Source organism: Thermoplasmatales archaeon (assembly GCA_026127925.1).
Taxonomy (GTDB): Archaea; Thermoplasmatota; Thermoplasmata; order Thermoplasmatales; family Thermoplasmataceae; genus JAKAYB01.
Genome location: JAJSLM010000001.1, coordinates 349968 through 370505 on the forward strand (window position 1 = coordinate 349968; position 20538 = coordinate 370505).

The following is a 20538-nucleotide window of genomic DNA, read 5'->3' on the forward strand; positions in this document are numbered from 1 at the left end:
GAAAAACATGAGTAAATTTAACGTGTTGCAACACGAATTAGTTCCAGAACATCACCTAATTTCAAAGGATGAAGAGGATAAGGTTTTAAAGGAGTTAGAGATAACGAGAGACCTTTTGCCAAAGATAAGCAGGAGTGATCCAGCAATAAAGGCGCTTGAAGAAATTCATGGTCCGCTCGAAAGCGGTAGAATAATTAAAATAATTCGTAAGAGTCCTACGACTGGATACTCCGTTTATTATAGGGTCATCGCGGATGAGGTCTTTAAATGAAGGAACTTGTTGACTATTTTTTTAAAAATGAAAGTGTTGTCAGCCATCAAATAGATTCTTACAATAATTTTGTCGCTTCTCTGGGCAATCCAAACAGCGTAATGCAGCAGATTGTGGATGAGACGAAAGTATCGGATGAAGATTTACTAGGCACAATTGTGCTCGATCCATCTAAAGTCGGAGGTCGTGATATTAAAGTCTATTTTGGCCGTACACGGGACAATGGTAAATTCGTAGGTGAACAGACAATCTGGGTCGAGCGTCCGGAAATCAAGGAGGCGTCAGGAGCATCAAATCAAATAGTCCCTAACGAAGCAAGGCTTAGGGATCTCAATTACATGGCACCCATTTTTTTGAAGGTCAGGGTTGTAGAGGACGGGCAGGAAAAAGATTCGGAATCAATAAAGATTGGAGAAGTCCCCGTAATGGTTCGATCGAAAATATGCACACTTTATGGCAATAATCTGGATCAATATATAGAAAAAAATAATGGTCCAACAAACGTTTCCAGGAAGGAAAAGCTACAATATGTTGGGGAAGATCCAGACGATTCTGGCGGTTATTTTATCATCGGCGGTTCTGAAAGAGTAATAGTTTCTCTAGAGGATCTTGCACCAAATAAAATCCTCGTAGAATACGAGGAAAAGTATGAGACACGCGTTGAAGTTGCTAAGGTATTCTCCCAGAAATCTGGTTTCAGGGCAATGACCGCTTTGGAGAGGGGAAACGATGGCGTGATCAACGTTTCTGTTCCCAGCGTTGCGGGTTCTATTCCTTTAGTTATCCTGATGAAGGCACTCGGTATGTCGAAAGATGTCGATGTCCATAACTCAATAGCATCCCTTCCTCAGATTGAGCCTATTATTTATGCAAATATAGAAGAATCAAAAAGCCCGAAGGTCTTCCCTCCGAACGGTGTTAACACAACAGAGGATGCGATAACCTATCTCGAAAAGAGATTTGCTGCTGGTCAGGCAAAAGAATTCAGAGAGAAGAAAATATCACAGATGCTTGATAGATCTCTGCTCCCGCACCTCGGTGATGGAGTTGAGGATCGACTTAAGAAGGCAATATACCTCGGTAGGATGGCCCGTTCACTTCTTGAACTTCATGTTGGAGTAAGGAAAGAGGACGATAAGGATCATCTTGCAAATAAGAGGATAAAACTGGCCGGGGATCTCCTTGATGAATTATTCAGGAACGCATTCCAATCGATTATGAAAGACCTGAAGTATCAGTTGGAAAGAACGTACAACAGGAAGAAAGGCATAAGACTTAAACCGGCCGTAAGACAGGATCTTCTTACACAAAAGATGCTTCACGCTATGGCCACTGGAAACTGGATCGGTGGACGTACCGGTGTATCGCAGCTACTGGACCGTGTTTCCAATGTAAGCACATTGAGCCATCTCAGGAGAGTTATATCTCCATTGACTAGATCACAGCCACATTTCGAGGCTCGTGACCTTCATCCAACACAGTGGGGACGAATCTGTCCTAACGAGACACCCGAAGGGCAGAATTGTGGCTTGGTTAAGAATGCGGCACTTATAATTAACGTTACAGAGGGTATAGATCCCGAGGAGGTTATGGCCTTTTTGAGATCGGCAAAGGTTGGCGAAGTTAAAGGTGAAAATGCCGAGACAGGGCGGGTCTATCTCAACGGAGATCTCGTGGGCTATTACGATGATCCAGAGACACTTACCAGAGAAGTCAGAGAGGAACGAAGAAACGGGAACCTTTCCTCTGAAGTGAATGTGCGTTACGATCCTTCGACACGTGAAGTTATAATAAACTGTGATCGTGGGCGATTAAGAAGACCGCTTTTAGTCACAAGAAACGGTGACACAGTCGTAACAGATCATATGCTTAAGGAACTTGAAGAAGGTGAGGTAGGCATAGAGGATCTTCTGAAGAAAGGTGCAATCGAATACCTGGATGCAGAAGAAGAAGAAAACGTGTTTATTGCAGTTTATGCATATAACATACCTGAGAGATGCCCAAAATGCTCAGAATTTTTATCGAGAAACAGCGTAAGATGGATTAACCCTGGTCAGGGAGCTGAGAATCCAATTATCCTAGAATGCGGTCACTGCCACGCAAACTTTGAGGTAGAGAGACTCCTTACAGACAAGCATACACACCTTGAGATTGATCCGTTCCTTATCCTAGGAGTTGTTGCTTCCATAATCCCATACCCCGAACACAACTCTTCACCGAGAATTACTATGGCTGCAGCCATGACAAAGCAGTCTATCGGTCTATCATCTACAAATTTCAGGATAAGGTCCGATACTAGGGGGCATGTCCTTCATTATCTTCAGGTCCCGCTTGTAAGAACGCGGGTCATGGATTTTATAAAATATGAAAAAAGGCCAGGTGGTCAAAATTTTGTTGTTGCAATATTGTCTTACCAGGGTTATAACATCCAGGATGCACTTGTTTTCAATAAAGCGTCCGTTGAAAGGGGCTTGGGAAGAAGCACATTTTTCAGGACTTATAGCGCCGAAGAACGGCGTTATCCTGGTGGGCAGGAAGATAAATTCGAGATTCCGTCACACGATGTTCTAGGTGCACGTTCTGAGGAATACTACAAGAATCTTGATGAGAGCGGAATCATTTTCCCAGAATCCTATGTGGAAGGGTCCGATGTTCTCGTCGGGAAGACTTCTCCTCCAAGATTTCTTGAGGAAGGTGCCGAAAAACTTGGTCCGCAGAGACGAAGAGAATCCTCTGTTACGATGAGGCCGAATGAGAAGGGATACGTTGACAATGTTATACTTACAGTCTCTGAGAGTAACAGCAGGGTGCTTAAGATCAGGGTCAGGAGCGAGAGAATACCGGAACTCGGTGATAAATTCGCATCCAGGCATGGTCAAAAAGGCGTAATTGGTGCCCTCGTACCGCAGGACGATATGCCTTTCACCGAGGAAGGCGTCATTCCAGATCTGCTTATCAATCCTCATGCCATCCCTTCAAGAATGACCGTCGGTCACCTTCTTGAGATGATTGGTGGCAAGATTGCATCTCAGCAGGGAAGGATTATCGATGGAACCATTTTCGGTGGCGAGCCCGAAAAGAGCTTGAGGGAGGGACTTATCAAAAGTGGGTTCAGATACTCTTCAACCGAGGTGATGTACGATGGAATAACGGGTGAAAAATTCAAAGCAGATATATTCACCGGTGTGATCTATTACCAGAAACTGCATCACATGGTCGCAGGGAAATTCCATGCAAGATCCCGTGGTCCGGTCCAGATCCTGACAAGACAGCCCACAGAAGGAAGATCGAGGCAGGGGGGTCTCAGGTTCGGAGAAATGGAAAGGGATACGCTTATTGCTCATGGTGCTGCAATGGTTATCAAGGACCGCTTACTCGATCAGAGCGATGGTACAATCATATATGTGTGCGGAAATCCTTCATGCGGGCATATAGCTATTCTTGATCGCAGAAAAGGAACGCTTAGATGTCCGGTCTGTGGCAACACGGGAAATATCTACCCCGTTGAAACCAGCTACGCATTTAAACTGATGAGGGATGAGCTCAGTTCTATGGGCGTTATGATGAGACTTATTTTGGGTGATCTTAAATGAACGAGGGTATTTCAAAAAGAATAAACAGGATTCAATTCGCGCTTCTTTCACCAGAGGAAATCAGGAAAATGTCCCAGGTGAAGGTCATTACAGCTGATACGTACGACGATGACGGCTACCCAATTGAAAGAGGATTGATGGACCTTCATATGGGTGTTATCGAGCCCGGTTTGAAATGCGCCACCTGCGGCGGCAAAGTGGATGAATGTCCAGGGCATTTCGGGCACATCGAGATGGCCATGCCTGTTGTGCACGTTGGCTTTATCAAAGAGATCAAAAGTTTCCTTGATGCGTGCTGTGGTGTCTGTGGAAGAATAAAATTGACAGAACAAGAGATGAGCGATTATCGCGTCAAACTGACAGAAGAATCCATATCAAACAGTGAACCTGAGCATTTTGCACTGATGTCAAAGAAGGTAACTGATTTGGCAGGCGATAGACTTGTTTGTCCGCATTGCGGGGCGCAGTTAAAGAAGGTTATACTGGATAAACCGACGACGTTCAGAGAAGAGGGAATTAAGGTAACACCAAAGGAGATTAGAGAGCGACTGGAAAGAGTTCCGGATGGTGATTTGATATTTTTCGGCCTCAACTCTGAGGTTGCAAGACCCGAATGGATGGTTCTTACTGTTCTCCCGGTACCACCAATTAACGTGCGTCCTTCAATCACATTGGAAACCGGAGAGAGAAGCGAAGATGATCTCACACACAAACTTGTGGATATCATAAGGATAAGCCAGAGATTAAGGGAGAGTAGAGACAATGGTTCGCCACAGTTAATAATAGAAGATCTATGGGACCTTCTTCAGTTCCACGTTACAACGTATTTTGATAACCAGACAGCTGGAATACCACCTGCTCGTCACAGATCGGGTAGGGCTCTCAAGACGTTAGTCCAAAGGCTCAAGGGTAAGGAGGGAAGATTTAGGTCAAACCTTTCTGGTAAGCGTGTTAACTTTTCTGCCAGAACCGTGATCTCGCCAGAACCTTTCTTATCGGTGAACGAGGTTGGTGTTCCTGAAAAAGCAGCCAGAGAACTGACGGTGCCAGTATCGGTGAACGTATTCAACATAGATGAAACCAGGGCTCTCGTAAAGAGGGGTCCGGAGCCACGCGATGAATTCGGGAAGTACGTTGCAGGAACGAATTATGTCATTCGCCCCGACGGAAGGAGAATGAAGGTTACGCCACAGAACGCGGAAGAAAACTCTACGCGTATAGAACCTGGATGGACGGTTGAACGTCAGCTCCAGGAAGGCGACATAGTCCTTTTCAACAGGCAGCCTTCACTTCACAGGATGTCAATGATGGGTCATACTGTCAGGATTCTCGACGGCCAGACTTTCAGGTTTAATCTAGCAGATTGCACGCCATATAACGCTGATTTTGACGGCGACGAAATGAACATGCATATAGTTCAGAAGGAAGAGGCCAGGGCTGAAGCCCGCATAATAATGAAGGTCCAGGAACAGATCATGTCACCCAGATTTGGCGGGCCAATAATAGGGGGCATTCATGATCACGTAACCTCTCTTTTCCTTTTGACTCATGGAAACCCACTCTTTACAGAGGAGGAGACAATTCACATACTCAGTTACGTGGAAATAGATCGTCTTCCTGAACCTGAAATAGTTGACGGGAAGAAACATTACCATGGAAGGGATATTTTCTCATTAATATTGCCCTCTGGAATAAATCTTAAATTCAGAAGCAAACTGTGCGCTGGCGCAGGCGAAAAATGCGAATATGAGAACGATCCGGAAGATAAGGACGTGCTGATTATCGACGGAAAGTTGCTCCATGGAACGATAGACGATGCAGCCATTGGTGCTTTCTCTGGTGCGATTATAGATCGTATTTTCAGGAGCTTCGGACCAAAGGAGACGGCACGATTTATTGACAGGATGACAAAGCTTGCGGTAGGCTTTATCTCTTTTAGAGGATTCTCAACGGGAATCAGTGATTATGACTTGCCGGAGAGTGCCATAGAGAGGATCAACGAAATCGCAGAAGATGCAATTAAAAAGATAAACAAACTTATTGATATATACCGTGCTGGGGAACTTCAATCGTTGCCAGGACGTTCTATAGAGGATACGCTGGAAATTGAAATCCTATCGGCGGCTGGTTCCGCAAGGGATGAATCTGGTAAGATAGCAAGCCAATTCCTTGGTCTCAACGATCCGTCGGTTATCATGGCCAGATCTGGTGCAAGAGCAAAGATGCTGAACATCTCCGAGGTTGCCGGTATGGTTGGGCAGCAATCCGTCAGAGGCGGTAGAATTAACAGGGGTTATTATGGCAGGACGCTCCCTCACTTTGAAGTCAACGATATAGGTGCAATGTCCCGTGGCTTTGTTCAATCCTCCTATAAAGAGGGCCTGAATCCAATAGAGTACTTTATGCACAGCATAGGAGGTCGGGAAGGTCTTGTCGATATAGCCGTGAGAACATCCAGGAGCGGTTATATGCAACGTAGACTGATCAACGCTTTTGAGGATCTCAAGGTTGACGAAGAGAGGATGGTGAGGGATACCATTGGCTCCATTGTGCAGTTCAAATACGGAGAAGATGGCGTAGATCCTACAAGAAGCGATCATGGTGACACAGTAGACATCGATCAAATGGCATTTGACATAAAACAGGAGGCCAAGAAATGACAGTACTTATATTCAAGGATTCCAAAAAGAACGTTGAATTATTCTCGAAAAAAATGCCATCAAAGTATGCAGTAGACTTCGAGGTTCCAGACGAAATATCAGAAGCCTATGTGACAACGGACGGGAAATCATTCATCTATCGTTTGTCCCTGGGGGAGAAATCGTCATTCGAGGATTCAAAGAATATTTTGAAGAAAAAGAAGACCGGTTTAAAGAGCATTATAGAAATAACGAAGGTGGAAAAGACAGAACCCCTCAGGATCGCGAGCTTCAAGAAGTCAGGAAAAAAGTTGGGTTCATTTACGAATTTCGATCTCGTAGACTTGCAGTCTATAAAGATGTTAGAGAAGGCAGATTACGCCCTCACACTGGCACCAGATATACAGGGCATAATCAAAGAGGCCAAGGAAAGGAAAATAGATATGCCTGAATCTCTGGCTGAAAATCTTGTCAAGTACAAAAAGGAGTTCTCAAAAAAGGAGTTTTCTGAGCTCCTTGATCGCGTAGGCAAGGAACTTTCAATAAACATGATCGATCCACATGAGGCAGTTGGAATTATAGCTGCCCAGAGTATAGGCGAACCAGGTACCCAGATGACGATGAGAACATTCCACTTTGCGGGTGTCAGGGAGATGAACGTCACACTCGGTCTGCCGAGGCTGATCGAGATCGTTGATGCCAGAAGAACTCCAAGCACTCCCAGCATGACAGTATTCCTGAAAAAGGAATATGAAGAAAATGAGGACATGGTTCTCAGCGTAGTGAAGGAGCTCGAAAGCACGACGGTTCTTGATGTATCAGATATCGTCACAGACATTTCTGAGATGAAGCTTGTCATTCGTCCGGACAAGGGAAAGATGAAGGAACGCCTTGTTGTAAACGACGATCTCGTCAGTGCTTTATCCAAGGTTAAGGGAATAGTAATAGACAATTCGGATGGAAAAGACATAGAGATAAGATTGCAGAAGGAATCATTCAGTAAGCTCTATCAAATGCAGGAGCAGATCAAGATTCTTACCATAAAGGGAATACCTGGAATAAAGAGGGCAATAGCAAGGATAGAACCATCCTCAGGTAAATGGGTAATCTATACTCAGGGATCAAACCTCAAGGAAGTGCTTGAAGTCGATGAAGTTGACTCGAACAGGAGCTACACGAATGACATAATAGAGATCTATAACGTTCTTGGTGTTGAGGCTGCAAGAAATGCAATATTTAACGAAGCACTCAGGACCTTGAGTGAACAGGGTCTCGAAGTTGATCGCAGGCACCTTATGCTTGTTGCTGATATGATGACATTCGGCGGTTCTGTAAGAGCTGTAGGCAGACAGGGAATTTCCGGGAAGAAGAGCAGTGTCTTGGCCAGGGCTGCATTTGAAATAACTACAAAGCATCTGCTCAAGGCAGGATTAATCGGCGAAATTGATCCTCTTACAGGGGTCGCAGAGAACATAATAGTTGGGCAACCAATTACGCTTGGCACAGGTGCTGTAGACCTTGTTTATAATGGAAGGCGAAGTGCTCAGAAATAAATTGGTTATGGTAAATTCTTATGAAGGAAATAACAATTGACAACAAACTGATGGGGTATATCGCCCTTTTTGAAAAACTCGGTAAGATTGACGTCAAGGAATGCCTTGAAAATGACGATATGGTCCTTTTCCTGGTAGGGGAACACAAGATGGGTGAGATGTTCAAACGGAATCCAAATGTCATGTCCGAACTGAAAGAGAAGATAAACAAGCACATTCTCGTTGCAGAGGTATCAAAGGACCTTCTAAGCATGGTTAAAAATCTTTATTATAGATTCAAAGTGAAGGAGATCTATATCTCGTGGAAAATGGAGCAGACCGAGGTTGTTGTCTCCGTCGAGCAGACCGAGGTCGGGAAAGTGATTGGAAAGGAAGGCAGGAACATAAAACTCTTCAAGGAAGCGCTTTCCAGATATTTCAATGTTAAGAGTCTCAGCATCAAGCAATAATGAGTGCATAATTTCTGTTAATTTTATATTTTAGTTGGTAATTTAGAATGGTAGCAATGAATAACGATCAAGGCAATGAAAATGAAGGCATCGGCATTGGTGAGGGCGAGAATGCAATAAGAGTTATACTGCCGAATAAGAGAAAGGGCGAGATGTTTGGCGTAGTTGAAAAACTGGCCGGCGCTTCCCATGTTAACGTCCTTTGTGAGGACGGTTTTACGCGTAACACAAGAATTCCAGGAAAAATGAAGAAGAGGATGTGGATCCGTGAAGGTGATCTAGTCATCGTTAAGCCATGGCAGTTCCAGACGGAAAAGGCGGACGTAGTTTATAGGTACACGCAAACTCAGGCAAATTATCTCAGCCGAAGCAATATATTGCCGGATATTATAAACATTTTCAAATAATTATGAATGATGAAAGCGCGCTTGAACAGCTTCTGAAATCAAATGAGTATCTTCATCACATCGATATGGACAGGAAGACTGCGGATCTTGTTTTTGATCGCAGGACAATAAAAGCAATATATAAATTGATGAGCGACCGTACGATCGAATACCTGGATTTTCCGATATCCTCCGGAAAGGAATCGGTTGTGTTCAAGGTGTATGCCAAGGGAAGGCCATTCGCGCTTAAAGTCTACAAACTCTCCACGCTGAGATTTGGGTCCGTTTGGAGATACATAGAGGGGGATCGTAGGTTTTCCAAGGAACAGATAAAGAGATCGAACATCGTCTTCATATGGGCAAAGAAAGAAATCGTGAATATGCAAGAACTAAGGCGATATAAAATTCCGGCACCCAAACCGATATTGTATTATCGGAACCTTGCGCTAATGTCATACATCGGTTCGAAAGTTTCTCCTGCGCCGATGCTGAAGGAATATTCTGGGGACTTCAATAAGGTATTTGAGGAAATCGTTGCATCTATGGCGGTGATGAATCAGAAGGCGCACATTGTGCATGCAGATCTGAGTGAATACAATATACTGTGTTTTCGCGGAAAATTCTACTTCATAGATCTTGGGCAGGCGGTCTCGATAGAGCATCCATGGGCAGAATATTTTCTTCAGAGAGACATACGTAACATGGTAAACTTTTTTACGAAAAAGGGAATTAAGACAAGTGTGGACGAACTATACAAGAGCGTCACGGGCAATGTGAGAACGAAGGAGTTCATAGTACAGTAGGTTTGAGGAAGGTGAAATTTTGAAAACAAATGAAAGGACTTACCTTTCATCAATAAAAATCCCGAGGGACAGGATCGGTGTCCTCGTCGGCCAGAAAGGGAAGATCAAAAGGAAGATAGAATCGATGGGTGAAGTTCAGCTCGATGTGGATTCGAAAGGCGGCGACGTCGAGGTCTATCAAGTAGGGGATCCCCTTAAATCATCCAGGAGCATAAATGTCGTTCAGGCCATAGCTCGTGGATTCAGCCCTGCGAATGCCGCTCTGTTATTTTCTGAGAACGAAGAGCTCGTAGTCATACCTCTGAGGGATTTTGCAAAACCAGGCTCAAGACGCATTGAGGACATTAAGGGCAGGATAATCGGGACAAAAGGAAGCACAAGGCGCATCATCGAGGATCTCACGTCATGCAAGATATCTGTTTACGGCGATACGGTATCATTGATCGGGGATTATCTCTCACTTGAAGCTTCCTTGAAAGCCGTAAACATGCTGATTAACGGAAGCAGGCACAGAACGGTTTACACGTTTCTGGAGAAGAATGCCAGGCAACTCAGGTTGCAGAGGATCGAGGAAAGTTTTGGATGATTCGCCCACGACAATATTATATCATTTTTTAGTATACCCTCTGGAGAGCGGGGTAGGGTAGTTAGGAAATCCCGACGGGCTCATAACCCGTAGATCAATGGTTCAAATCCATTCCCCGCTATTTTTCTGTCGCAGGTTTATATTTTTTCATACCATTCACATAGGCCTTCGCTCAGGCACATTTCTCGTGTCCTTGCGATGGTATAAAATTCTAATATATGATGGAGCGTAAGACATTGGCGAGTACAGGAAGAAGAGTGAGAAGCCCCTACCTAAAGGTTCCGAAGGTAGAAGCATCCAGAACCATCAAAAGGCTGAAGCGTGAAAGGAAATTAAACTCTGAGTTGGAGATCATTCAAAGGGCGAAATTTATACTCGTCCCACTCCTAGATGATCAGATTCCTTTTTCTGGGTACGGGAATTTTCATTACAGAAAGAACAAGATAATCAGTAAATACATTTCCTTCAAGGCATTCAATGAAACATTTATCAGCCCAAAGAAGTTCAGATGGGTCAGGATTGGCAGGTCCCTGATCATAAAGAACTCTTATCTGCGCTCCAGAAGGAAGAGAAACCTGTCATTGATAGCCAGGGTACTCAATGTGGATACAATCTATGTGGATAACGGTATATCGGATGACCTGATGCGCATCCCCAAATTATCGCCCATTTTTGGCAAAGGGGGAATCACGGTGCATAAGGAAAATGGTGTAATTTTCACGCTTGACCCTGGTAAGGCAATGTTTTCTCCAGGAAATGTCAATATTCGTGGAACACCTTTTCCAAAAAATCTTGTGCATGGCATAGCCTTAGACATGTTTGCCGGGATCGGTTATTTTTCGCTTCCTTTGGCAAAGAAAAACCCGGACCTGAAAGTCTATGTGGCAGAAATTAATCCCGTATCTTTTACTTATCTCGAACGCAACGTCTCAGCCAATGGTCTTTCTCACAGCGTGATTCCATTCAATGGCGATTGCAGACTGGCTTTCCCTGATGTAATTGCAGATATCATAATTATGGGGCATTTTGAATCCATATATTATTTAAGTGCGGCACTGCTTCACTCCCACCCAGGAACTGTGTTAAACATGCACATAGTTGCTGATTCAAGGAAACCACAGTCAGCGTTCCACGAAGTCAATGAACGTGCCAAGGCATTAGGAGCAATTTTGGACCTTATAAGTACTGTAAGGGTAAAGTCCTACGGTCCTGGAATGGATCATTTGTCCACTCTCTGGAGAGTTTCCAGATTCGTGTGATAAACCACATTATAAATTTTCGGATTGCAAATGGTTATGTACTCCAGAGGTGCAGTAATTACCCAATTCGTAAGAGAAAATAGTGAATAACTTCGAAGGAAAAGACAAACAGGTTCCATAAGTCATCTCCAGTCATTAAAGTGCATAACTTATTAATGCTGGCCGAGCAATAAGAAGTAATAAATAATTTCGTTGCATATGTAAATTAGTTTGGTAAACAATAATTATAAAGCGAGAGGTAGAAGAGGCGCAAGTTTTTACGAAAAACGAAAGGATGGATACAATAGACCTGTGAGAAAATTGAACATGAGAAAGAGTGAGGAATTCAATTATCTTTTGGGAAAACTTGTTGAACCTCTTTCAGACAGCGTGAAAGGTTCGATCATGGGATCAATCTACGCCATTGCATCTAAAAAAGGTGTAAAGGAAGCCAAGGAATTTATCGATAAGAAACATGATGAAGGCGTGATTAGCGCTGAACTTCAAAAGAAACTCATTGACCTTGTCTCGACGTATGGAAAAGTGCGCTGATTCTTAGCAGTTGTTGTTTTAGTTTTCCCTCCATCTTGTGAGGAATCTTGCGAGCACGAAGAGAACTACGGTTTCTAGGATAAGTACTGGTACCTCGAGGAACAGCATAGGTGACAGATGGAAAATGGATTGTGCTATAACCGCTGCAGGGGTCACCGGAGAGATTGAGAGCGCATAGAGGGCATATCGAGGTATATAGTTATATGGGTAGAATGTTGGTGGCAGGACCGTCATAGCCACCGACAATATGGCTGCGATGCCCCATACATTTCTTACATGTTTTATCATCCCCGATATTATGAAAGAAATTGATGATGTTGCTATGACAAGAAGCACCAGCACACCAATGAGAATAAATATCGCTATGGTGTTGAAAACATGGAATATAACACCAAGGATCGAATAGAGGGCTATTCCAGGAATAGAAAACATGAGATAACTTAGAGTAAGCGCCAGCATGTAGTCCGAAGGAGAGACCCTTGTCGGGACATAAAGATCCTGCATTCTCAACTGCAGCCTCATGAACGCGGCATCACCGGCGCTTGACAGTGCGACAGATGCCACGGTTATTACGAATCCTCCAACAATAGCAAACTTTACGAGTTCCCCCTTAGTTATTATGAATACTATGAATAGCAGGGAAAGAGGTGTCATCAGCGCCGCTATTATGTACGATGGTCCTCGCGGGATTGCTTTAAGGCCGTAATACCATGCCATGAGGCCAACATATTTAAGATTCAAGGAACACCCCCATGCTTATGAAAAGATCATCAAGGGTGATCTGTTTTATCGTGAATCCCATGCTTATGTACTTTTCTGCGTCATCTCTCTTGATATACCTTATGAATGTACCACCGACTTTGATGCAGTCATTGCGTTCTTCGTGTGTTTCGGCCCTGAGCATTCCATTAAATTTTCTGAGAAGCTCTGTTGGCTTACCGTGCTCTATAACGTTCCCATGATCCATCAGGATGAGGTCTTCAGAAAGCTGCTGTGCTTCTTCCATGTAATGCGTGGTGAGGATTACCTCTGATCCTATCCTTCCTATCGCTGACCATACCTCAAGTCTCGATATTGGATCGAGCCCTGTTGTGGGTTCGTCTAGAAAAACAACATCAGCATTTGAGGCCAGTGCCATTGCCACAAAGACCTTTCTCTTCATCCCTCCGGAGAGTGTGTCGGTCGGGCTGTTCTTGAACTCCCGAAGATCAAGTTCATCAAGTGACTTATTCGTCTCATCTCCAGCCTCCTTGAAGGAGAATCCTCTTCCGACCAGATACAATTTTACCTGCTCATATGCAGTCATTATGCCTACAAGCGATGCTTCCTGAGGAATACTGACCACAGATCTTCTAATCTCCTTTGTGTTTTTCAATATGTCAAGGCCGTTAATGCTAGCTGATCCAGAGGTCGGCGCAAGCTGGGTAGAAAGAATCCTTATAAACGTAGTTTTCCCGGCACCATTTCTACCTATTATGGAGGTAATGCGCTTGCTTGTCTGGATGTCAATAGCATTCAGGGCTACGAGACTCCCGGAATATCTCTTCGTAAGTTTCTCGGTTACTATCATGAAAGGAAATTATGTATATGTGCGATGTATAAAACTTAATTGCTAAAGAATACAAGTGTGAATAACCCGCTTATGAACGTTTTCTCTAAATTTACATACGAATCGCAGAAGAATAAGATTATAATCCCATGTCATTCTTATGTGTCGTGGTAACTAAAGAAAAGGTAGAGGAGTATATAGAAATTGAAAGGAAGGCGCTGGACAAGCTCAGGATCTCACCACCAGAAAATTCTTTTCTGCGTGAATTTGCGGATGATGCCCTTACCATGATAAGGAGCTACTTTGTGGACGCTAAGCATTTCTTGGAAAAGGAGGACCTTACAAACGCTTTTGCAGCCCTAAATTACTCCTACGGCTGGATAGATGCCCTTGTAAGGCTCGGGATATTCGACGGCGGCAATGATCACACACTGTTCACTCTATATAAATAGAAGATGGTGAATAAGTTAATATGCCGCGTTAGCATAAAAGAGAGCAAAAATGAAATTTCTTAATATAAGAAGCAATAACGGTAACACTCTTAAAATGGATAGGTATTAATGGTAGACAAGAAGAAAGATAAGGATGATGAAAACTTTCATTACATCGTCAGAATCGGAAACAAGGATTTAAATGGTGAGAGATCAGTAAGACTGGCACTTGCTGACATTAAGGGTATCGGGGATCGCCTAGCAGAGGTAGTTTCTATTAATCTTAAATTGGATGGATCAAAGAGGCTAGGAGATCTTGACGATGATCAGATCGATAGACTGAAGAAATACGTGGAATCAAAGCAGTATGAGGCTGTCCCGGAATGGATGGTCAATCACAGGTACGATGAAATCACGGGCGCCACGCAGAATTTAATATCCACAGATCTTGAAACACAGATTACTGATGATATTAACTATATGAAGAAAATAAAATCATACAAGGGGATAAGACACGAGAAGGGAAAGAAGGTAAGAGGGCAGAGGACAAAATCAAATGGTAGAAAGGGCCTTTCTGTCGGTGTCCAGAGAAAGAAGGAGGCACAGTGATTATAAATGGGAGATCCAAAATTTCCGCATAAGAAGTATTCCACGCCCAGGCATCCGTGGGAGAAAATAAGAATTGACGAGGAGAAGATTTTACTATCAAAGTACGGCTTGAAGAATAAGCGCGAACTTTGGACGGAGATGGCAACCCTGAAGTCATTCAGGAGTCAGGCCAGAACTCTTCAGGCCAGATTGAGGACAAACGATCCTAATGCAATGAAGCAGTTCCAGTTGATGATAAGAAGATTGAACAGGTACGCTCTTCTTCCGGAAAATGCCACTCTGGATGATGTTTTGTCCTTAACTATCGATAATATCCTTTCACGCAGGTTGCAGTCTGTTGTATTCCAAAAAAATCTTTCCATAACAACAAAGCAAGCCAGGCAGATGGTTACCCATGGCCACATATTGGTGAATGGCAGAAGAGTAACGATCCCCAGTATGCTTGTGCAGAGGTCGGACGAGGATAGTATATCCTATGCACCAGATTCTCCATTTACTGACGAGATCCATCCTATCAGGAAGGCGATCTCAGATTCTCAGGGTGTACAGGAATCCAGTGAAGAACCAGAGGAATCTGCAAGTGAAGAGAAACCGCAAAATCCGGGAGCTGATGTGAAATGAACAAAACAGGCGTTGCGCATATTTTTGCTTCCCAGAATAACACAATTATCATTGTGACTGATATGACCGGTGCAGAGACCATAGCTAAAGCTTCTGGCGGAATGGTAGTAAAGAATGACAGGGACGAATCCAGCCCATATGCCGCAATGAAGGCAGCAGATCTCATCGCTCAGAAATTAAGGGAAAAAGAGATTTCCGACATAATAATAAAGGTAAGAGCTCCTGGCGGAAGCAGATCCAGAATACCAGGACCTGGCGCACAAGCGTCTATTAGGGCTCTTTCCAGGGCAGGTTTTAAGATAATCAGGATAGAGGAGGTAACTCCTGTTCCACATGATGGAACGAAGAAAAAGGGCGGAAAAAGAGGTAGGAGGGTATAGTCCCATGTCTCTGAAAATTATTGAGTCTTCAGATCGATTTATGAGATTCTCCGTCAACGAGATTAATCCGTCGATTGCGAATGCACTGCGGCGCACGATTATGGACGATATCCCAAAACTCGCTATCGACAAGGTTATTTTCCATCACGGCCAGATCAGGGATAACGAAGGAAACGTGTACGATTCGTCGCTTCCATTATTTGATGAGATCGTGGCTCACAGGCTTTCTCTCGTTCCGCTAATCACTGACCCGAAGATGAATTTCAGGGAGGAATGCAGTTGCAAAGGGGAAGGATGCCCTCTCTGCACGATGTCTTATTCAATAAACCGAATCGGTCCAGGTCTCGTTACTTCTGCGGATCTGCAGCCATTGGGAAATCCCGAGCTTGTTCCATCTGATCTGGAGATTCCTATCGTTAAGCTAGGACCGAAACAGGCAATTCTCGTCACGGCGGAGGCACGCATGGGAAGAGGAAGCGAGCACGCTAAATGGTGTGTAACCTCTGGTGTTGCATACAAATATCACAGGGAATATATTGTGAAAAAATCTGAGATCGGAAACTGGCAGAACTACAAGGATAAATGCCCGGGAAGCGTCATCGGTGAAAACGATAAAGAGATCAGATTTACAGATGATTATGGATGCACACTGCTATACCAACTTCTTGACAACCCAAACGTAGAGCGGTTCGAAGACCCTACAACATATATTTTCCAGTTCGAGACTGATGGGTCGTATAAGGCTATCGATGTCCTGGAATATGCACTGAAGAGACTGCCACAGAGACTTAACACTCTTCTGGATAGTCTTGTGGTTCAGGATTAGTGTAAAAAATTAATTTTTTTTACCCCAGACGGAATGTTATAATTTGTGATAGGCATTCAGCCCTATAATCGGTGATTAATTGAACGTTGGTATAGTCATACGGAAAAATTGTCAGAGATGCGCAAATGTCGCTGAGAGAATCGTCGACATATTTCCGCCTGACTGGCGTTGCTTCTACGACAGGGAAGTCTCAAGGTTTCTTGATGTAGAAAGCACTGATTTTTCAAAAGTTGCGCTTGATTTTATGATATCTATAGGCGGAGATGGAACAGTTTTAAGGGCCCTTCAGGTGAATAGCGCCCCTGTTATCGGAATAAACATGGGCAGCCTTGGGTTTCTCAGTGAGGTTGAGATAGGCGATGTAGAGAGCTCCGTTTATTCACTCATACGAGGGGATTACAAAATCGAGGAAACCCTGAAGCTTAAGGTGAGTATCAACGGGGAGGAACTCCCCGAGTGCACTAACGAGGTCGTTGTTCACACACGCAAAATTGCGAAGATAAGGAAATTTGAAGTATTCGTTGGGGATAATTTTTATCAGCGAGTTAACGCGGACGGAATCATAGTTGCTACCCCGATAGGATCAACATCGTACTCTTACAGTGCAGGTGGACCGGTGATATTTCCAACTTTAGACGCCATGACCGTTTCATTTATAGCCCCTTTCAGGGCGGGTGGTCGCTCCCTTGTAATTCCAAATGATCAGGTGATAAAGATCTATTTGCTTGGCACGGATCAGGATTCCATGGTGATAATAGACGGCCAAAAAGAGTACCGCGTGGACGTTGGCGATGAGATTTCGGTCAGTGTTTCCAAGAACAGGGCAAAATTCATTACGTTTCAGAGATCTTTTTACGATAAGGTAAGGGAGAAACTGCTTGGCAATGTGGTCGATTAGGCGTAGAACGCTGCGGATGATACTCGAAGCGTCGAAGGACACATACCCCAAGGAGTTCGGTGCCCTTCTGAAGGCAGAGAACGGTGTGATCTATGAGATAGCGATCCTTCCTGGAACAGTTAACGGAGACAGACATACTATATTCTATATGTACAACAAACCAATAGACTTCAGCATTGTCGGTTCTGTCCACTCTCATCCCTCAGGAGTTACTTTACCTTCCGATGAGGATAAGCACATGTTCTCAAACAGCGGAGATATACATATAATCGTTGGATATCCATACGAGATAGATCATTTCTCGGCATACAACAGAAAGAGTGAATCGATCCCACTGAAGGTTATCTAATATTTCATTCCATAGATTTTCTTTGGATTCTTTATACTGTTTGTTTGGAGGGATTATAATTATTTTGAACTCCTATCTTTCTTGTAGTTTCGCGAAGCCAGATTAGAATCCTCGTTCTCGTAGTCATCGTATCCAATCAGAGTGTAGAACTCTGTCCTTGTCATCAAGCGGTCCATGATGCCTGCCTGAGTTCCGTTTTTGGCTATGAATGAGAACACCGCTTCATTTGTAAGTAGGGAAGCCCTGAATGCCGTGAGCGGAAAAATAACCGCTTTATATCCAATTCGTCTTAGTTCGTCAACAGTAAGTAGCGGGCTCTTTCCAAACTCCGTCATGTTTGCCAGAAGTGGTGTCTTTATCCCTCTTGCAAACTTTGCAAACTCTTCCTTGGACTCCAAAGCCTCTGTAAATATCATGTCAGCACCGTTTTCCGTATATTCTTTCGCTCTTTCTATCGCATCGTTCAGACCGGTAACGGATCTTGCATCTGTCCTGGCTATGATAACAAAATCATCATTTTTTCTTGCCTCAACAGCAGCTTTAACTTTAAGAATCATTTCCCTTGGATCAACAAGAACTTTTCCAGAAAGGTGCCCGCACTTCTTTGGAAGCACTTGATCTTCAATGTGGATAGCAGATGCTCCCACGCTTTCCAGCACCCTCACAGTTCGTGTAACATTTATTGCTTCGCCAAATCCAGTGTCCGCATCAACTATAAGTGGAAGCTTGGAAACTTGTACAATTTTTCTAACACACTCCGCCACCTCCGTAAGCGTCGTTACTGAAAGATCTGGCAATCCCATGGACCCAGCAACTCCAGATCCAGATAAATAAAGTGAATTAAACCCTGCTCTTTGAGCCTGTAGGGCTGCTATCCCGTCAATAACTCCTGGTGCCACTGCAAAACTGTCTTTTAGGATATTTCTTAAGGCTGATGGCCCTTCATTTACATTATCTCTTAAAATTGACATATGGAATACCTGTTCTATTATCCCAGCATTATAGATTATAGTTTCCTAGTATGTGTTGAGCTCCGGAGACTAGTTTTTGTTGCTTACTTCCTGTGAAAGGAGCTCGAACAGGTCATCAATTTGTCTCTTCTCTATGCTTTTGCAAAACTCAATAACTTCCTTAGCTCGTTCTTTGCCCATTAATGAGGCGGCTTTCTTTTCTAGATCGTTCCATGAATAAGGATTCCTAAAATGTCCTTTTGGTACCTCGATCTCCTCGGTTTCTTCTACTCGATCGGTCTTTACAGTTATCTTTATTGGAAGATACTCGGGATACATCTTGTTGTACTTTTCAGTCACCTTGAAATCAGTCCTGTCGATCAGATCAAGCAAATTTTTTTCTTCGAAATAAGTCTCCTGGAATGTATCTGGGGTAGGAGCACCGTGAAGAAGTGTGTAGGCTATAATGAATGGCATGCTGTGGTCTGCAGTCTCTCTAGTCTTAGGCCTTCGTTTTTCTGGATCTTTTATTATAATCTTGTTTGCCACTTCGAAAGTCTCTACGGTTACACTTTGCACGACACCTCTTAACCTTTTATGAAGGGACTCGGCAGCTTCGGCAGCACTCATGGCGTGGTATTCGACAGGATAATTCTTGATCATTGTTTTGAGTACTTTCCCGTATGTTATGTTGAGATCAAATGCTCCTGAGACCTGTTTGAAGAATCCGAATTCACCCTCAAATATAGGCGATGGCCCGGTCAGTCCTTCTTGTGCAAGAACGGCAGCAAAAACGCTGTTCCTGCTTGCATTTGCGGCTGTGCATCCTTTCCACATGCTGAGTTCTCCTGATCTGGTCTGTCTGAGACTTATGTTGTTGTTTATCGCAAGACCAAGCAGGTTCTCGAACTTTGTTTCCTCTAGATTGAGGATCAGTCCGAGTCCACTAGCAGAAGAAATTGAATCGTAAGTTACGTGATCCCAGCCCATGTCACGAATGGAGACCACATCGGACAAAGAACAGACTACGTCATAGGCCATATTGACACCCTTCAATATTTGCATACTCGAAAGTCCAAAAGCATCTCCTATGGCAAGCATGGGGGGTATATTGTCTGAAGGGTGAAGGGCTTCCTTCGAAAGATAAGTATCATTAAAATCGAGGTAACGTGTCATGGTCCCATTTATAAAAGTAGCAGTGTCAACAGACGCCTTTTCATTTGAGAAATAGATGTGCGCGTTATACTTTCCGTTAGCAGGTAGCAATGCTTTCTTTTCTAAAACCACTGGTTCTGATCTCATTGCTCCAAATGATACAACAAGAGAATCTGCAACTCTTTTCTTGAGTTCGTCTAACAATTCACCACTTAACGGATGATCCAATATGTCATTTGAATGTTCTATTATTTTTTTAACTACTGTATCCATCAATAGGACATTTATTCAATATATTTAACTGTGAGATTATACGCTCATTTTTTCTTGTGGTTACGAATCGGTGTCACTGGTGAAATGCTCAAAAAAACTTAACTACGTTAGGGATCTTGGTGGATGGATTGTTAGTGATGTTAGTAAACGAACACTCTTTACTATAGACTATATAGGGAAATCAGCCATATCACCTGCTCCAAATTATGTCACACCCTTTATGAAAAAGACCTGGATGCTTTCTACAACGAGTCTGTCCGTTACATTTGTTGACATCTTATTCATTAAATAAAAAGTAAGTGTTTGTACACTGTGAATAAACATTTTTTCAATTTGCAAGAAAGCTAAAAATAAATTACTGTATCATTGAGATAAATATCCCCAAATATAATGTCAAATGAAAAAGATATTTATACTTTAATATCTA

22 protein-coding genes and 1 tRNA gene are annotated in these 20538 nt (G+C 43.4%); 19 read left to right on the forward strand and 4 right to left on the reverse strand.

The genetic code is table 11. The annotated features are described in order from the left end of the window. Positions 1 to 7 precede the first annotated feature (7 nt). From LVQ96_01760 to LVQ96_01810, 11 genes are all read left to right on the forward strand, one after another. Positions 8 to 271, forward strand: coding sequence for a DNA-directed RNA polymerase subunit H (locus LVQ96_01760; GenBank protein MCW6169879.1), 264 nt, complete (start codon positions 8 to 10; stop codon positions 269 to 271). Continuing rightward, positions 268 to 3864 carry a DNA-directed RNA polymerase subunit B gene (locus LVQ96_01765; GenBank protein ID MCW6169880.1) on the forward strand — a complete coding sequence of 1199 codons (3597 nt, stop codon included), beginning with the start codon at positions 268 to 270 and terminating at the stop codon, positions 3862 to 3864. Before LVQ96_01760 ends, LVQ96_01765 begins: the two co-directional genes overlap by 4 nt. Continuing rightward, complete coding sequence (gene rpoA1, locus LVQ96_01770) at positions 3861 to 6524, forward strand: DNA-directed RNA polymerase subunit A' (GenBank protein ID MCW6169881.1); 2664 nt, start codon at positions 3861 to 3863, stop codon at positions 6522 to 6524. Before LVQ96_01765 ends, rpoA1 begins: the two co-directional genes overlap by 4 nt. After that, complete coding sequence (gene rpoA2, locus LVQ96_01775) at positions 6521 to 8056, forward strand: DNA-directed RNA polymerase subunit A'' (protein ID MCW6169882.1); 1536 nt, start codon at positions 6521 to 6523, stop codon at positions 8054 to 8056. Before rpoA1 ends, rpoA2 begins: the two co-directional genes overlap by 4 nt. Before the next feature lie 20 nt (positions 8057 to 8076). Continuing rightward, positions 8077 to 8505, forward strand: coding sequence for a NusA-like transcription termination signal-binding factor (locus LVQ96_01780; protein MCW6169883.1), 429 nt, complete (start codon positions 8077 to 8079; stop codon positions 8503 to 8505). 56 nt (positions 8506 to 8561) lie between these two features. Beyond that, entirely contained in the window at positions 8562 to 8912 is a 351-nt protein-coding gene (eif1A, locus tag LVQ96_01785) for a translation initiation factor eIF-1A (GenBank protein MCW6169884.1), read from the forward strand. A gap of 2 nt (positions 8913 to 8914) precedes the next feature. After that, positions 8915 to 9694: a serine protein kinase RIO gene (locus LVQ96_01790; protein MCW6169885.1), complete on the forward strand. Its 780-nt coding sequence runs from the start codon at positions 8915 to 8917 to the stop codon at positions 9692 to 9694. Positions 9695 to 9713: 19 nt separating this feature from the next. Then, the gene (locus LVQ96_01795; GenBank protein ID MCW6169886.1) at positions 9714 to 10280 is read left to right on the forward strand and encodes a KH domain-containing protein; all 567 of its coding nucleotides are present in this window, start codon (positions 9714 to 9716) and stop codon (positions 10278 to 10280) included. A gap of 46 nt (positions 10281 to 10326) precedes the next feature. After that, positions 10327 to 10401: transfer RNA gene (locus LVQ96_01800), tRNA-Met, on the forward strand. 115 nt (positions 10402 to 10516) lie between these two features. Further along, on the forward strand, positions 10517 to 11539 hold the full coding sequence (locus LVQ96_01805; GenBank protein ID MCW6169887.1) for a methyltransferase: 1023 nt from the start codon (positions 10517 to 10519) through the stop codon (positions 11537 to 11539). Positions 11540 to 11749: 210 nt separating this feature from the next. Continuing rightward, the gene (locus LVQ96_01810; protein ID MCW6169888.1) at positions 11750 to 12070 is read left to right on the forward strand and encodes a hypothetical protein; all 321 of its coding nucleotides are present in this window, start codon (positions 11750 to 11752) and stop codon (positions 12068 to 12070) included. 18 nt (positions 12071 to 12088) lie between these two features. Here LVQ96_01810 and LVQ96_01815 read toward each other — a convergent pair whose 3' ends face one another. Next, positions 12089 to 12811 (reverse strand): ABC transporter permease, encoded by a 723-nt coding sequence (locus LVQ96_01815; protein MCW6169889.1) that lies wholly within the window; start codon positions 12809 to 12811, stop codon positions 12089 to 12091. Next, positions 12801 to 13640, reverse strand: coding sequence for an ABC transporter ATP-binding protein (locus tag LVQ96_01820; GenBank protein ID MCW6169890.1), 840 nt, complete (start codon positions 13638 to 13640; stop codon positions 12801 to 12803). Before LVQ96_01820 ends, LVQ96_01815 begins: the two co-directional genes overlap by 11 nt. Positions 13641 to 13786: 146 nt before the next feature. Here LVQ96_01820 and LVQ96_01825 point away from each other — a divergent pair, with 146 nt between their 5' ends. The 7 genes from LVQ96_01825 to LVQ96_01855 all read left to right on the forward strand — a co-directional run bounded on the left by LVQ96_01825 (position 13787) and on the right by LVQ96_01855 (position 17733). Further along, on the forward strand, positions 13787 to 14071 hold the full coding sequence (locus tag LVQ96_01825) for a DUF357 domain-containing protein (GenBank protein MCW6169891.1): 285 nt from the start codon (positions 13787 to 13789) through the stop codon (positions 14069 to 14071). 108 nt (positions 14072 to 14179) lie between these two features. Next, on the forward strand, positions 14180 to 14659 hold the full coding sequence (locus tag LVQ96_01830) for a 30S ribosomal protein S13 (GenBank protein MCW6169892.1): 480 nt from the start codon (positions 14180 to 14182) through the stop codon (positions 14657 to 14659). A 6-nt stretch (positions 14660 to 14665) separates the two neighbouring features. Further along, positions 14666 to 15280, forward strand: coding sequence for a 30S ribosomal protein S4 (locus LVQ96_01835; GenBank protein MCW6169893.1), 615 nt, complete (start codon positions 14666 to 14668; stop codon positions 15278 to 15280). Next, complete coding sequence (locus tag LVQ96_01840; protein ID MCW6169894.1) at positions 15277 to 15660, forward strand: 30S ribosomal protein S11; 384 nt, start codon at positions 15277 to 15279, stop codon at positions 15658 to 15660. Before LVQ96_01835 ends, LVQ96_01840 begins: the two co-directional genes overlap by 4 nt. Further along, on the forward strand, positions 15614 to 16486 hold the full coding sequence (locus LVQ96_01845) for a DNA-directed RNA polymerase subunit D (GenBank protein ID MCW6169895.1): 873 nt from the start codon (positions 15614 to 15616) through the stop codon (positions 16484 to 16486). Before LVQ96_01840 ends, LVQ96_01845 begins: the two co-directional genes overlap by 47 nt. A 79-nt stretch (positions 16487 to 16565) precedes the next feature. Next, complete coding sequence (locus tag LVQ96_01850) at positions 16566 to 17384, forward strand: NAD(+) kinase (GenBank protein ID MCW6169896.1); 819 nt, start codon at positions 16566 to 16568, stop codon at positions 17382 to 17384. After that, the gene (locus tag LVQ96_01855) at positions 17371 to 17733 is read left to right on the forward strand and encodes a Mov34/MPN/PAD-1 family protein (GenBank protein MCW6169897.1); all 363 of its coding nucleotides are present in this window, start codon (positions 17371 to 17373) and stop codon (positions 17731 to 17733) included. Before LVQ96_01850 ends, LVQ96_01855 begins: the two co-directional genes overlap by 14 nt. A gap of 59 nt (positions 17734 to 17792) precedes the next feature. Here the strand turns inward: LVQ96_01855 and prpB are convergent, their stop codons facing one another. After that, entirely contained in the window at positions 17793 to 18704 is a 912-nt protein-coding gene (prpB, locus tag LVQ96_01860) for a methylisocitrate lyase (protein ID MCW6169898.1), read from the reverse strand. Positions 18705 to 18773: 69 nt separating this feature from the next. Beyond that, on the reverse strand, positions 18774 to 20111 hold the full coding sequence (locus tag LVQ96_01865) for an MmgE/PrpD family protein (protein ID MCW6169899.1): 1338 nt from the start codon (positions 20109 to 20111) through the stop codon (positions 18774 to 18776). Positions 20112 to 20190: 79 nt separating this feature from the next. Here LVQ96_01865 and LVQ96_01870 point away from each other — a divergent pair, with 79 nt between their 5' ends. Then, on the forward strand, positions 20191 to 20403 hold the full coding sequence (locus LVQ96_01870; protein ID MCW6169900.1) for a hypothetical protein: 213 nt from the start codon (positions 20191 to 20193) through the stop codon (positions 20401 to 20403). Positions 20404 to 20538 lie beyond the last annotated feature (135 nt).